The 13,407-nt window shown below is 41.6% G+C and carries 15 protein-coding genes; 4 read left to right on the forward strand and 11 right to left on the reverse strand.

Annotated elements, in window-relative coordinates; all coding sequences use genetic code 11:
* Nucleotides 1–11: 11 nt before the first annotated feature.
* On the reverse strand, nucleotides 12–425 hold the full coding sequence (locus ABWO12_RS07285; RefSeq protein ID WP_353088095.1) for a hypothetical protein: 414 nt from the start codon (nucleotides 423–425) through the stop codon (nucleotides 12–14).
* A 96-nt stretch (nucleotides 426–521) separates the two neighbouring features.
* Nucleotides 522–1,526: a recombinase RecA gene (recA, locus tag ABWO12_RS07290; protein WP_353088096.1), complete on the reverse strand. Its 1,005-nt coding sequence runs from the start codon at nucleotides 1,524–1,526 to the stop codon at nucleotides 522–524.
* A gap of 125 nt (nucleotides 1,527–1,651) precedes the next feature.
* Here recA and ABWO12_RS07295 point away from each other — a divergent pair, with 125 nt between their 5' ends.
* The 3 genes from ABWO12_RS07295 to ABWO12_RS07305 are packed head-to-tail and all read left to right on the forward strand — an operon-like array spanning nucleotide 1,652 to nucleotide 4,048.
* The gene (locus ABWO12_RS07295) at nucleotides 1,652–2,389 is read left to right on the forward strand and encodes a lysophospholipid acyltransferase family protein (protein ID WP_353088097.1); all 738 of its coding nucleotides are present in this window, start codon (nucleotides 1,652–1,654) and stop codon (nucleotides 2,387–2,389) included.
* A gap of 23 nt (nucleotides 2,390–2,412) precedes the next feature.
* Nucleotides 2,413–3,402, forward strand: coding sequence for an acyl-ACP desaturase (locus tag ABWO12_RS07300; protein ID WP_353088098.1), 990 nt, complete (start codon nucleotides 2,413–2,415; stop codon nucleotides 3,400–3,402).
* A 1-nt stretch (nucleotide 3,403) separates the two neighbouring features.
* On the forward strand, nucleotides 3,404–4,048 hold the full coding sequence (locus tag ABWO12_RS07305) for an HD domain-containing protein (RefSeq protein WP_353088099.1): 645 nt from the start codon (nucleotides 3,404–3,406) through the stop codon (nucleotides 4,046–4,048).
* A gap of 35 nt (nucleotides 4,049–4,083) precedes the next feature.
* Here ABWO12_RS07305 and ABWO12_RS07310 read toward each other — a convergent pair whose 3' ends face one another.
* The 9 genes from ABWO12_RS07310 to ABWO12_RS07350 form a co-directional block, all read right to left on the reverse strand.
* A complete protein-coding gene (locus tag ABWO12_RS07310) occupies nucleotides 4,084–4,497 on the reverse strand; it encodes a lipocalin-like domain-containing protein (RefSeq protein WP_353088100.1) in 414 nt (137 codons plus the stop codon).
* Between the two features lie 17 nt (nucleotides 4,498–4,514).
* Complete coding sequence (locus ABWO12_RS07315; RefSeq protein ID WP_353088101.1) at nucleotides 4,515–5,297, reverse strand: enoyl-CoA hydratase/isomerase family protein; 783 nt, start codon at nucleotides 5,295–5,297, stop codon at nucleotides 4,515–4,517.
* 11 nt (nucleotides 5,298–5,308) lie between these two features.
* Entirely contained in the window at nucleotides 5,309–6,724 is a 1,416-nt protein-coding gene (locus ABWO12_RS07320; protein WP_073360383.1) for a sensor histidine kinase, read from the reverse strand.
* Between the two features lie 179 nt (nucleotides 6,725–6,903).
* On the reverse strand, nucleotides 6,904–7,479 hold the full coding sequence (gene gmk / locus ABWO12_RS07325; RefSeq protein ID WP_353088102.1) for a guanylate kinase: 576 nt from the start codon (nucleotides 7,477–7,479) through the stop codon (nucleotides 6,904–6,906).
* Between the two features lie 9 nt (nucleotides 7,480–7,488).
* Nucleotides 7,489–8,178, reverse strand: coding sequence for a hypothetical protein (locus ABWO12_RS07330; protein WP_353088103.1), 690 nt, complete (start codon nucleotides 8,176–8,178; stop codon nucleotides 7,489–7,491).
* Nucleotides 8,179–9,039, reverse strand: a complete 861-nt coding sequence (locus tag ABWO12_RS07335) for a YicC/YloC family endoribonuclease (protein ID WP_353088104.1) — start codon at nucleotides 9,037–9,039, stop codon at nucleotides 8,179–8,181.
* 362 nt (nucleotides 9,040–9,401) lie between these two features.
* Nucleotides 9,402–10,487 (reverse strand): TlpA family protein disulfide reductase, encoded by a 1,086-nt coding sequence (locus ABWO12_RS07340; protein ID WP_353088105.1) that lies wholly within the window; start codon nucleotides 10,485–10,487, stop codon nucleotides 9,402–9,404.
* Between the two features lie 551 nt (nucleotides 10,488–11,038).
* Nucleotides 11,039–11,917 (reverse strand): DMT family transporter, encoded by an 879-nt coding sequence (locus ABWO12_RS07345; protein WP_353088106.1) that lies wholly within the window; start codon nucleotides 11,915–11,917, stop codon nucleotides 11,039–11,041.
* Nucleotides 11,914–12,264: an arsenate reductase family protein gene (locus ABWO12_RS07350; protein ID WP_353088107.1), complete on the reverse strand. Its 351-nt coding sequence runs from the start codon at nucleotides 12,262–12,264 to the stop codon at nucleotides 11,914–11,916. Before ABWO12_RS07350 ends, ABWO12_RS07345 begins: the two co-directional genes overlap by 4 nt.
* Nucleotides 12,265–12,438: 174 nt before the next feature.
* Here ABWO12_RS07350 and ABWO12_RS07355 point away from each other — a divergent pair.
* The coding region (locus ABWO12_RS07355; protein WP_353088108.1) for a trans-sulfuration enzyme family protein at nucleotides 12,439–13,407 on the forward strand (969 nt) is incomplete at its 3' end.

Here is a 13,407-nt window from a genome sequence, read left to right on the forward strand (position 1 = left end):
CAGGTTTCATTTTAGTGATCCACTACAGCGTCAAATTCTATAAATTGATCTAGGCCTTGCGCATCTTCGCCCAACCAAAATTTAAAATGATAGGTCCCTAAAGAAGTGGGTTTAAATCGTAAAACAGCGGTTTTCAATTCCTCATCTTGAGCACATATATTATCCCCACTCTTTAAACTCTCAATAGCAACCAATCGATTAAAATCATGAGCTTCATAGTAAAATTTACGGAAAACATGACATTGACTAGGTAACTTAAATTTTACCGGAATTTCTGTGATGCTGTCTTTGGCATATTGGTTTGGATTGGTTACCTCTGTAATGGCTGAAACCTGAATGTAGATGGGTTCATCTTCAGAAAGGTCGCAACCGGTAAACACCAATCCAACAAGGAATACTACGGTTAACAAATTTTTTTTAATCATGGGTATTATTTTTTTACAAGATGCATTGATGTTAAAAAGGTTGCGTGAAAATCAAAAAAAATCCCGATTTTTTCAAACCGGGACTCCTAGGCCAAATTAATCAGCTTGTTCTTTGATGAGGTCTTTGATTTTTTGTTCCAATTCCTCGGCCAATTCGGGATTGTCTTTAATCAACAATTTCACCGCATCGCGACCTTGTCCCAACTTGGTGTCACCATAACTGAACCAAGAGCCTGATTTTTTGATGATTTCAAACTCGACGGCTAAATCTAAGATTTCACCCGTTTTGGAAACGCCCTCGCCATACATGATGTCAAACTCAGCCGTTTTGAACGGAGGCGCTACTTTGTTTTTTACCACTTTTACTTTGGTACGGTTCCCCAATACATTTTCTCCGTCTTTAATTTGCGAAGAACGACGGATGTCCAAACGCACCGAAGCATAAAACTTCAAGGCATTTCCGCCCGTTGTGGTTTCGGGATTTCCAAACATCACTCCAATTTTTTCACGCAATTGGTTGATGAAGAAAACCGTACAATGGGTTTTGCTAATCGTTGCCGTTAACTTTCGTAAGGCTTGCGACATCAATCGGGCATGTAATCCCATTTTGGAATCGCCCATTTCTCCTTCGATTTCACTTTTTGGAGTCAAGGCTGCGACCGAGTCGATCACCACGATGTCAATGGCTCCAGAACGAATTAAATTCTCGGCGATTTCCAACGCTTGTTCTCCGTTATCGGGTTGCGAAATGATTAAGTTTTCAATATCCACACCCAATTTGGCCGCGTAATGACGGTCAAACGCATGTTCCGCATCAATAAACGCGGCAATGCCCCCCGCTTTTTGTGCTTCGGCAATGGCATGGAGGGTCAAGGTAGTTTTACCCGACGACTCTGGTCCATAGATTTCAATAATACGACCCCTTGGATACCCATTCACCCCTAAGGCAAGGTCCAATCCCAACGAACCGGATGGAATCACTTCGACTTCTTCCACCGCTTTGTCTCCCATCTTCATTACGGTACCTTTACCGTAGGTCTTGTCCAGCTTGTCTAACGTCAGCTGTAACGCTTTCAATTTTGCTTCTTTTTCTGAACTCATTTTACATAAAAAATTAAAGGCTGTTAAAGCCGTAAAAGTAACTATTTTTTCAGGACTAAATTAGTTTTCTCAAAAGTAGTTTTAAACAATGAGAAGCCGTACTTTTACAAACAATTTTTTTTCACATGGAAAAACTGATTTCGTATCCCATCTCTTTAGTCTATTACCTTTGTTTTGGACTAACGCTGGTGATTTTCCATCCGATACAGTGGATTTGCTTTAATGTTTTTGGCTATCAAGCCCATAAAAAAAGTGTCGATTATTTAAATTGGGTTTTGATTGGTTGCACCCGAATTTTAGGCACGCGTTGGACATTTTATAACCGATCTCAAGTTCCCCAAAATGCCCCGATTATCTTTGTAGCCAACCATCAAAGTTTGTTTGATATTATTGGATTTATTTGGTATCTACGCGCCCATCATGCCAAGTTTGTCAGTAAAAAGGAACTCGGAAAAGGTATCCCCTCGGTTTCCTACAATTTACGTCATGGCGGCTCGGTTTTAATTGACCGTAAAGATCCCAAACAAGCCTTACCTACAATCAAAGGATTGAGCGAATACATTGAAAAGCACCACCGATCTGCCGTTATTTTTCCCGAAGGAACGCGAAGCAAAACGGGTGCACCTAAACCCTTCTCAGAAAATGGCTTAAAAATATTATGCAAGTTTGCTCCCAATGCGTATATAGTTCCCATCACTATTAATAATTCGTGGAAAATGACCAAGTTTGGCGCGTTCCCCATGGGCTTGGGCAATCATTTAAAGTTCATTATTCATGAACCTTTAGCGGTAAGTGCGTTCGATTTTCCTACTTTATTTGAAAAAACACAACAAGCCGTTACCGGTTCAATTCATAACTCATAACTCATAATTCATAATTACCTATAATGTCTATTAAAAACATCCGATTGGAAGTGATGCAATTCCTCGAAAAAAGCATCGATAACTTTGTTGACGAATACCTCGTTCCCGTTGAAAAAATTTGGCAACCTACTGATATGTTGCCTGATTCTCAGAAGGAGAATTTTATCGAAGAAGTGCGCGAATTGCGTGAAATTGCTAATGACTTACCTTATGATTTCTGGGTCGTGATGGTAGGCGATACCATTACGGAAGAAGCCTTACCCACTTATGAATCGTGGTTGATGGAAGTAGAAGGTGTCGACAATGAAGGGCGCAACGGCTGGTCCAAATGGGTACGGCATTGGACAGGGGAAGAGAACCGTCATGGTGATGCTTTGAATAAATATTTATATCTCTCGGGCCGTGTCAATATGCGAGAAGTAGAAATTACAACGCAACATTTGATCAATGACGGTTTTGATATTGGCACAGGGAAAGATCCGTACAAGAACTTTGTCTATACCAGTTTTCAAGAATTGGCCACTTATATTTCGCACAACCGGGTATCGCAATTGGCCAAAGATTTTGGGGATAAAAAGTTATCGCGTTTGTGTAAAATGGTCGCTGGAGATGAAATGCGTCACCATTTGGCGTATAGCGAATTTGTAAATCGTATTTTTAAAGTAGACCCCAGCGAAATGATGTTGGCGTTTCAATACATGATGAAACAAAAGATTACCATGCCAGCCCATTTTTTGCGTGAATCGGGTGAGAAAATCAGTACGGCTTTTGAAGAGTTTTCAAATTCAGCGCAGAAAATCGGGGTGTATACGGCCAACGATTACGTAGATATTTTACGCAAATTAATTACTTCTTGGGAAATTGATAATATTTCGAGTTTAACCGATGAAGCGGAACGCGCCCGTGATTATTTGATGAAATTACCCGATCGTATGGCGCGTATTTCCGAACGATTGGTCTTGCCTGAAGAAACCAAAAAATTCAAGTGGGTACAACCGGCTTTAGCGATATAAAATGGGGATTGTTGACGCGACGATTATTTTTGTAAAACAACAGCTAGAAGGAGCCGAAGCGGGGCATGATTGGTTTCATATTGAACGGGTTTATCGAAATGCCCTTCATATCGCCGATCAAGAACAGTGCAACCGAGAGGCGGTGCAATTGGCCGCCTTATTGCATGACATTGCCGATAGTAAGTTCCACGGGGGCGATGAAACCATTGGACCCATAACGGCGCGTGCTTTTTTAGAAAGTCAAAACGTTGAAGAGTCAACAATCAATCATGTGGTAAGAATCATCGAAAATATTTCATTCAAAGGCGGAAAAACCGATCGAACGTTTTCTTCCTTAGAATTGGATATTGTTCAAGATGCCGACCGTTTGGATGCCATTGGCGCGATTGGAATAGCTCGAACGTTTGCCTATGGCGGTTTCAAAAATCGACCCTTGTATGATCCCGCTATTGCGCCCAACATGCACATGACCAAAGAAGAATATAAGGCGAGTCATGCTCCGACGCTTAATCATTTTTATGAAAAACTCCTTTTGTTGAAAGACCGAATGAATACGGCTACAGGAAAAAAATTGGCCGAAGACCGCCATCGATTTATGGAAGTTTTTTTAGCCAAATTTTATGCCGAATGGGACGGGGAAAAATAAAAAAGAGAACCCGATGAAGTTCTCTTTTTATTTGTTTAAGGGATACGGGTCAGTACCGAGAGGTAAGGTACTCCACCAATATCAAATCGTACTTTTAATGTAGTCGCATTGAGTAGTAGGATTTCCCCTGTTACCGAGGTGTTGTCGGCATACGTGATGGTAAAGGTATTGTTGTTTTTGGTCCAAACGCCAACATCAATGGTTTCCTCACAATCCAAATCATAATAATGATCCCGAAGCGCTCCATTAGCTGCAATTTCTGAAAAGTCTTTCACACAACCCGGAGAATGCTCATAGGGGTCTAAAATTTCTTGATTGTTAACGATACTTCCTTCTTGGGTAAATTGCCATTTGCCCACAATGGACGGTGCTTGGGCTTCATCATTGTCATTTTTACTGCAACTTAAAACGGTAAATGACAAAAAGGCAATGCATAGAATTTTTTTCATGTAGTTAAGATTAGGTATTATTTTCCTGGGAAAGTAGCTTTACGTTTTTCTAAGAAAGCTGTTGTCCCCTCTTTAAAATCTTCGGTTCCAAAACATTTTCCAAACGACTTGATTTCGGTTTTGAATCCTTCTTTGGCATCAATCAACCCTGCATTAACCGCTTTGATGGCGTAACTTATGGCTACAGGTGAATTTTTGGCAATTTTAGCAGCGATATCTTGGGTAAACTCGAGCAAGGAAGCTTGTGGCACTACATGGTTAACGAGACCATAATTTTTGGCGGTTTCGGCATCAATCATGCCCGCCGTCATAATCATTTCCATGGCGCGCCCTTTTCCAACCAACTGCGGTAAACGTTGCGTACCTCCATAACCTGGAATCACCCCTAAAGTCACTTCGGGTAAGCCCATTTTGGTATTGTCTGAAGCTATTCGAAAATGACAGGACATCGCCAATTCCAATCCGCCGCCCAAAGCAAAACCATTGACTGCTGCAATGACTGGCGTTTTCATGTTTTCGACAAAATCAAATAGGATTTCTTGCCCTAAAGCAGCCAATTGCGCACCTTCTTCAATAGAGAAATGCGCAAATTCTGAGATATCAGCTCCTGCAACAAAGGCTTTTTCACCCGATCCAGTCAGAATAATCGCTTTGATAGTCGCTTCGGCATCCAATTGTGCTAAGGCATCGTGCAATTCTTGAATCGTTGCTTTGTTCAATGCATTAAGTTTGCTCGGACGGTTGATGGTGATGGTAGCTAAATGACCTTCGGTGGCTACGAGAATATTTTCAAATGTCATAGGTATATTTTTTAAGGATTTATGCGCGGTAATGTTACTTTAAATGTAGTGCCTTTATGGGATTCGGACTCAAAAGTAATGGTTCCTTTATAATTTTCAATAATATTTTTAATAATCCCCAACCCGAGTCCCATACCGCTCGTTTTGGTGGTGAACTTAGGTTCAAAGATTCGCTCTTGATAATCAGGGTCAATTCCAACGCCATTGTCTTTGACCAAAATAACCACCCCTTCCCAATTTTGGTATACGCTAACTTGAATTCGTTTTTCCTCTTGAATTTCTGGAATGGCTTGAATGGCATTTTTGACCAAATTGGTAATAATACGAATGAGTTGCGTGCGGTCCATGACGGTGATGATTTCTGGTTCGGCAGACTGAAACTCAATGAATTCTTCATTAAAAATATCTAAGGAAAATTCTACAACTTCAACCACATTGAGCGTTTCATTTTGCTGTGCAGGCATCGAGGCAAAGTTAGAAAACGCCGAAGCCACTGCCGTCATCGTATCGATTTGTTGGATTAAGGTTTTGGTATAATCGTTGAGTTTCTGCCGTAAATTCGGATCGTTTTCATCAAATTTTCGTTGAAAACTTTGCACCGTTAAGCGCATGGGGGTCAACGGATTTTTGATTTCATGAGCGACCTGTTTCGCCATTTCGCGCCAAGCTTGTTCCCGTTCGGATTGGGCCAACATTGAGGCACTCTCCTCCAGTTTGTCCACCATCGCATTGTACGCTTTAATCAAGGAGTTAATCTCACGACTGTTGTCTTCAATCATGATTTTCTCATTTTTTTGATTCAAACTCGTTTCATTGATTTTGTCGGAAATCGTTTTTAGCGATTGGGTAATGTAAGAGGAAAGGAAATACGCCAAGGCAAAAGCGATAATAAGCATGAAAAAATATACCTGACTCAACCGAACCAAGAAATTCTGAATTTCATTCTCGTAAATACTGTCGTCTTCAACATAGGGAAGATTGAGGATTCCAAGCGGTTTGAAGCGATCGTCTTTGATTTGGGTAAACGAAGAACGAATTTTCAACCCATCCATATTTTTGATGTCAACATACCGTTTCTCAATCGAGGACTGGACCAATTTCAAAATATATTTTGGAATAGGCGGCGAAATGCTATCGACAGCAAAGGAAGCTTTGGACGATTTCAACAAATTTCCTTTTAAACTGTAAATATTAATTTCGACACTGTGAATATCGGAGAGCTCGTGAATTTTATCCTTAAATATCAACGGTAAATTTTTCTCCGTTAACGGGTAAGTTGTGTTGGATAAAATATAGTTGATGTGCTCTCGAACCGCATCTTCCTTGCGCTCCAAACGCTCTTGATGGTAATTTCGCGCCTCACTTTTGAACTGAAACAATGAAATCGACGCCATTAATATCGATGCAATCAAAATCAATACAATCATCGCCAGGAAAATCCGGATACGAAGAGAGAGCATGGATATTTTGAAGTTGGAAAGCATCAGTGTGTTCAGTGTTCAGTGTTCAGTGTTCAGTGCTCAGTGTTCAGTGCTCAGTGTTCAGGGTTCAGTGCTCAGTGTTCAGGGTTCAGTGTACGTAGTCAAAAGACACTAGTCACCAGTCACTAATCACCCTCAACAAACCCCCGCACCAACTCCACCGCTTCTTGCTTTGCCGTGTCCAAGTCATAATTTTTAATGATTTTGTCAAACTGTGGGGCGGTGGCCAATTCGACGTGGGCTTTGGCGATACGCATATTGATTTTTTCGTCGGTTTCTGTGGAGCGTTCTTTCAAGCGGCGTTTCAATTCGTCTACGCTTGGGGGTTTCACAAAGACGGCTAAGGTTTGCTCGGGAAATTTCTTTTTGATACGTAACCCACCTGCCACGTCGATGTCAAAAATTACATTTTTACCCAAGGTCCAAATGCGTTCGACTTCAATTTTTAACGTGCCATAAAAATTATCGCGGTATACTTCCTCCCATTCCACAAAATCTCCGGCTTTGATATGCTGTTTAAAATCGGCGATGCTGATATAGTAGTAGTCTTTGCCGTGGACTTCATTGCCGCGTGGGGCACGGGTGGTACAGGAAACCGAGAACTCTAAATTCAGCTCTGGAATACCCAATAGGTGACGAACAATGGTGGTTTTTCCTGACCCTGAAGGGGCTGAAAAGACGATTAATTTTCCTGTTGACATGTGTGTTGTTTATTTGTCTAAGGGTAACTTTCCAAAGTTGAGAGTATACCCGTCTTTATTTTTTTTAAATTTTATCGGGAGTTCTTCACCAGCGATCAATCCCCAATCTACCAGTAAATCTCCATTAATGAATATTATAGCAATTCGATTCGATGCGTTTGAACGTAGTGTTTGCAACCATTGCACGTCTTCGTGAAAATGCTTCTTTGGCCCCGAATACGTATTCCAATTTTGAATAACATAGTACTCCGCTTCGGGAAGATCAGCCATAGTGAGACGTTTACCGTTTACATCAACCATAATGCTCAAAAAGTCTACCAAAGTTTCAGCTTCTTTCACCGTATCGTATTGACAGGGTTTGTAGTTGTTTTCAAATTCAGCAAAGGCTTTTGTCATTTGGGTACCACTACATTCTTCTGTGCCTTGATAGCAGTAACGCACTCCCTTGCGATCAAATAGTTTCATTTCTGAATTGAATCCTAACATCAAGTTACGGTAAATTGTAGCACTATCGCCGACTTTATGTACGGTGAAAAAATAGGTTTTCTCCGAGGGTAAAACGTCTTTGAAATAGGTTTCGACTTCGCTTTTGGTTTGTACCCGAGGATTCTTTAATCCAACCATAGTTTTCATTACTGGACCACAAGATCCCAACGATAGTAAAAGGATGCTTAATAAAGAAACGGTTTGGATTTTCATCTATAAAACGTTTAAAACCTGTTCTTTAATTTTTTCCAATTCATCTTTCATTAAAACGACACATTTTTGCATTTCAGCATGGTTCGATTTTGACCCCATCGTATTGATTTCACGGCCCATTTCTTGCGTGATAAAGCCAAGTTTACGACCGTTGGCCTCATTTCCTGCTAGGGTTTCCAAGAAATAATTGAGGTGATTGTCGAGGCGCACACGTTCTTCGGTAATGTCGTATTTTTCAAGGTAGTAAATGAGTTCTTGCTCAAAGCGATTCTCGTCTACGTTGGCGCTAAGTTCTTCCAAGGCCGTTCGTAAGCGTGTTTTCACGGTATCAATACGCTCCGCGTCATAACTCACAGCCTCTTGCATGAGTGCGCGAATATTGGCAATGCGCTGGGTAAACTCTTTTTCCAGCGCCAATCCTTCATCACGGCGAAAGTTGATCATTGCCGTTAGCGCCTCATCAATTACCGATTGGATATATGCCCATTCCGCCTCGTCGATATCGTCGCGTTCGGTTTTTAAAGCATCAGGCATACGGACGGCCATTTTCATGAGTTCGGTGGCATCGGCCTCCGGTAGAATTTCCCGCATTTGTGCAATATACCCCTTCACGATAGGCGCATTGATTTTGGACGCTGTTTCTTCTCCCGTAATTTCTATAAACAAGGAGAAATCGATTTTACCGCGTTCCAAACGTTGCGATAGTAAGTTCCGCACACCAAGTTCCATCTCGCGGTACATCGAGGGCATACGGGTATTAACATCGAGCCCCTTGCTGTTCAACGATTTGATTTCAACGGTGATTTTTTTGGTCGGCAAAGGCAACGAAGCCTTCCCAAAACCTGTCATGGATTGTATCATACATTTCGTAAAGGAGCAAAGATAGTTTTTTTGAAGGGAATGTGGTAATAGGACAATGGGGCAATGGGGCAACTTGAAAATGTGTCAATGTGTCAATGTGTCAATGTGTCGATGTGTCGATGTGTCGATGTGTTGATTTGAAAATGTGTCGATTTGAAGATTTGAAAATGTTCTTTCTAAGAAATACTTGTTGACTTACGACTTACGACTGGTAATTTGAAAATACACGTTCTTAGAACGCAACCTGAAACCTGAAACCTGAAACCTGAAACCTGAAACCTGAAACCTGAAACCTCACACGAGGCTTTAGCCGACTGATGTAGCGAAGCGAAATAAACCTGAAGCCTGTAATTAACTACCCTTTACTTTGAAAGGTATTGGGTGAGTATGGCGTCGAGGGCTTCGCCCTTTAGGTTTTTACCGATAATGATACCCTCAGGATTGATCAGGAAGTTGGCGGGAATTGCTTGCACGCCGTAGCTCAGCGCAAGAGCGTTTTGTTGTCCTTTGAGGTCTGATACCTGTGGCCAGAGGAGTCCATCTTTGGTGATGGCACGAAGCCAATCGGTTTTTTTATCATCTAAAGACACCGAGATAATCGTAAAGTTTTGGTTTTTGTAACGGTTGTAAAGCGCAATCAAATGGGGATGCTCTTTGCGACATGGGCCACACCAACTCGCCCAAAAATCGAGTAAAACATACTGGCCTCGGTAGGCTTCCAAAGCAATACGTTCGCCTGTAGCGGAGGTTTGTGCAAACAATTTGGCGGTCGAATTGATCTGCATATTTTTGGCTCCCTCAATTTTGGCCGCAATAACTTTTCCATCGGGACTTTCTTTAGCCCAGTTGGGCAAGCGATTGAAATCCTTTTCAAGAATTGCATAATCACTCAAAAAAGCGGCATAGCGTTGAAAAGCGAATAAAATTAATGGCGATGTCGGGTTCGATTCAAAATACGTATACGCCCGTCGGATATCCTCTTGTCGTAGGGTTTCAAAAACTTCAGCTAACTTCTGTAACCCAAGGGAGTCCTTTTTCTCGTTTAATTCTCCATACAACGGAAAGTAAGTCGGACGAATTCGGTCGTTTTCCGTTAAATACATTAAGTCATCTTGTATCGGATTATTCAAAAAAGTAAAGCCAGCGGGATCTAACGAAAGGACTGTTTTAGTTGTATTCAATAGAATGGGAATCGGACCTGCATCGGGATTTTTTGTTGCTAACTGAGCAACGACCGGTTGAGGAAGCGTTTTTTCAATCCGCGTCTCCTTTTGATCCAAAGCAAGACTATCTGAGTAGGAAACGCCTGCCATTTCATAGGTAATAAATAGTTTAGTGTTGGATCTACTATTTGAAGATTCAATGATTACCGTGGCGTTAACCGAGGATTGAGCTACTAGATTCCATGTCAAAAGCAGTAAACCTATATGAAGTACAATTTTTTTCATCTCAATTTTTTATAAAGCTACGGAGATTTTGGGAAAGGAATACCCTTCGAGAAGTAAATTATCCATTTTGAATGTACTTTCAAAGGCACTTCCTACCAGTTCTTAACCCCTTACACTAAATTTGAAGATGGAGCAATGTGTCAATGTGCCGATGTGTCGATGTGGCAATTTGAAAATGTGGCAATTTGAAGATTTGAAAATGTTCCTTCTAAGAAATACTTGTTGACTTACGACTTACGACTGTTAATTTGAAAATGAGGTGATTTGAAGATTTGAAAAAGTTCTTTCTAAGAAATACTTGTTGACTTACGACTTACGACTGTTAATTTGAAAATGTGTCAATTTGAAGATTTGAAAATGTTCCTTCCAAGAAATACTTGTTGACTTACGACTGGCTGACTTACGACTATTAATTTGAAAATATACGTTCTTAGAACGCAACCTGAAACCTGAAACCTGAAACCTGAAACCTCACACGAGGCTTTAGCCGACTGATGTAGCGAAGCGAAATAAAATTGAAACAAACAACTCCCCCTTTGGGGGTTGGGGGCCTACTTCTTACGCGTCACCAAATACACTCCCGCAAAAATCAATCCCGCCGAGAGTAATTTGATCAGGTTTACGTCGTCTTTGCCTAAACTCACAGCAAAAATCGTTGCAAACAAGGGTTGTAAGTAGATAAATACCGCTACAGTCGTGGGTTTTAACTCCCGCATCGATACCAAGTTCAATAAATAGGTCAGAAACGTAGAAAACACCACTACAAAACCAATTTTCCAGAGTATGTCAATACTCAGGGTCGGCCAAGCAATGGCTTGAAATTCGCTCCACCCAAAAGGCAATACCATGAGGAAACCAAAGGTGTAAATCCATTTCACAAAGGTAAAAGCATTATATTTGTCCATGAGTTTTTTGACAATGATGAGGTAAAACCCATAGGAAACCGCATTCACAAAGACGAGCAAGTTCCCTAACATAGCATTGGAGGCATTCACCACCGATTTCCCATACAAAATCAAGGTAACCGTTCCAATCAGTCCCAACACGATTCCCAAAATCTTTGAGGTTTTCATGCGTTCTTTCATCAAAAGGGCCGAAAGCACCAACACAATCATAGGGGTAGTGACCATCAATACGGCACCCATAATCGGTGAGGTATAACTCAATCCTTTGAAAAATGTTAGCATGTTGAACGCCACTCCAAACAAGGCTGCGGCAGCAATTCGAGGGAAATCAGTACGGGCAATTTTTTCTTTGGGGCCAAAAAACGATAACAGCCAGAACAAGATCACCGAACCCCCAACGCGCAATACAATAAACCCAAAGGGTTCAACATAGCGCGGCATAACGTCTTTGGCAATCGTAAACGTTACCCCGTAAATTATCGAAACCAAAGTGGCAGCGACGAGCGCCCAAGCACGTTTACTCATGATAAAGCGGCTATGGCTTGTGCCACAACTTTCGGACTGTTGCCTACAAAAACTTGATTCTCTACCACAATCACCGGACGGTTTAAAAAGGTATAATGTTCCAAAATATAGCGCTTGTAATCGGCTTCGGTTAAAACATCGTCTTTCATATTGCGTTCTTTATACAACTTCGCGCGCTTGCTGAACAACACTTCATACGATCCCGTCAGGGCGTGAATTTCATCGAGTTGTGCGACCGTTATCGGTGCCTCTTTGATTTCCTGAAACACAAATCCCTCCGTGTTAGGGAGTGATTTTAAGATCCGTTTGCAAGTATCACACGTCTTGAGGTAGTATATTTTTCGCATGAGAAAGTTTTTGGCAAAAGTAGGGATTCTGGGGGAGATTTTAGTGAGTAGTATTCAGTGCTAAGTAACCAGTAATGAGTTCAGGTGAGTTCAAATAACCATCAACCGACAACCGACAACCGACAACCAACAACCAAATTCCCTACCTTTGCCCTCACATTTAGATTTTACCTTATGAAATTTAATACTAAAGTAATTCACGGTGGACAACACCATGAACCCGTTACTGGAGCTGTGATGCCTCCGGTGTTTCAAACGTCAACGTATGCTCAAGCGAGTCCTGGGAAACCCAAAGGCGACTACGAATACAGTCGTGCAGCCAATCCTACCCGTCAAGCCCTAGAGGATGCCTTAGCGTCGATCGAAAATGGCGCACGTGGGTTAGCCTTTGCTTCTGGTTTGGCAGCAACCGATTGCTTATTGCGATTGTTTAAAGCTGGAGATGAAATCATCGCCATGGACGATTTGTATGGCGGTACGTACCGTTTGTTTACCCGTTTGTACAAAGATAGCGGCCTCAAGTTTCATTTTGTCGACATGAACGATTTAGATGCGTTTCAGGCTTTAATAAATGGAAACACCAAATTAGTTTGGGTAGAAACCCCCACCAATCCCTTAATGAAATTGGCCGACATTGCTGCTATTGCCGAGATCACGAAGAAACACAATATTTTATTTGCAGTCGATAATACGTTCGCTACGCCGTATTTGCAAAAACCGTTAGACCTAGGAGCGGATATCGTAATGCACTCGGCAACTAAATACTTAGGAGGTCATAGCGATGTTATTGCTGGGGCGTTGGTCATCAAAGACAAAGCGCTAGGGGATGAATTGCATTTTAAACAATTTGCTACGGGAGGAACCCTCGGACCCATGGATAGTTATCTTGTATTGCGCGGCATCAAAACGTTGCATTTGCGGGTACAACGGCATTGCGAAAATGGCCAAAAGGTGGCAGAGTTTTTAAGCAACCATCCTGCGGTAGATCAAGTGTTTTATCCTGGTTTACCCGATCATCCTTTTCATGCCATTGCCAAAAAACAAATGCGCGATTTTGGGGGCATGGTCTCGTTTACGTTTAAATCGGGAAAAGGCGAAGATGCCATTGCATTTTTAGAGAAAGTAAAAGTATTTACATTGGCA

The organism is Flavobacterium sp. (assembly GCF_040379285.1).
Taxonomy (GTDB): domain Bacteria; phylum Bacteroidota; class Bacteroidia; order Flavobacteriales; family Flavobacteriaceae; genus Flavobacterium.

Excerpts from the sequence above, each read along its gene's own strand:
- ABWO12_RS07345 (WP_353088106.1), bottom strand. The coding sequence starts at position 11,917 with ATGAGTAAACGTGCTTGGGCGCTCGTCGCTGCCACTTTGGTTTCGATA.
- ABWO12_RS07340 (WP_353088105.1), bottom strand. The coding sequence starts at position 10,487 with ATGAAAAAAATTGTACTTCATATAGGTTTACTGCTTTTGACATGGAAT.
- ABWO12_RS07320 (WP_073360383.1), bottom strand. The coding sequence starts at position 6,724 with ATGATTGTATTGATTTTGATTGCATCGATATTAATGGCGTCGATTTCA.
- ABWO12_RS07330 (WP_353088103.1), bottom strand. The coding sequence starts at position 8,178 with ATGAAAATCCAAACCGTTTCTTTATTAAGCATCCTTTTACTATCGTTG.
- recA (WP_353088096.1), bottom strand. The coding sequence starts at position 1,526 with ATGAGTTCAGAAAAAGAAGCAAAATTGAAAGCGTTACAGCTGACGTTA.
- ABWO12_RS07300 (WP_353088098.1), top strand. The coding sequence starts at position 2,413 with ATGTCTATTAAAAACATCCGATTGGAAGTGATGCAATTCCTCGAAAAA.
- ABWO12_RS07295 (WP_353088097.1), top strand. The coding sequence starts at position 1,652 with ATGGAAAAACTGATTTCGTATCCCATCTCTTTAGTCTATTACCTTTGT.
- ABWO12_RS07315 (WP_353088101.1), bottom strand. The coding sequence starts at position 5,297 with ATGACATTTGAAAATATTCTCGTAGCCACCGAAGGTCATTTAGCTACC.
- ABWO12_RS07350 (WP_353088107.1), bottom strand. The coding sequence starts at position 12,264 with ATGCGAAAAATATACTACCTCAAGACGTGTGATACTTGCAAACGGATC.
- gmk (WP_353088102.1), bottom strand. The coding sequence starts at position 7,479 with ATGTCAACAGGAAAATTAATCGTCTTTTCAGCCCCTTCAGGGTCAGGA.
- ABWO12_RS07285 (WP_353088095.1), bottom strand. The coding sequence starts at position 425 with ATGATTAAAAAAAATTTGTTAACCGTAGTATTCCTTGTTGGATTGGTG.
- ABWO12_RS07335 (WP_353088104.1), bottom strand. The coding sequence starts at position 9,039 with ATGATACAATCCATGACAGGTTTTGGGAAGGCTTCGTTGCCTTTGCCG.
- ABWO12_RS07310 (WP_353088100.1), bottom strand. The coding sequence starts at position 4,497 with ATGAAAAAAATTCTATGCATTGCCTTTTTGTCATTTACCGTTTTAAGT.
- ABWO12_RS07305 (WP_353088099.1), top strand. The coding sequence starts at position 3,404 with ATGGGGATTGTTGACGCGACGATTATTTTTGTAAAACAACAGCTAGAA.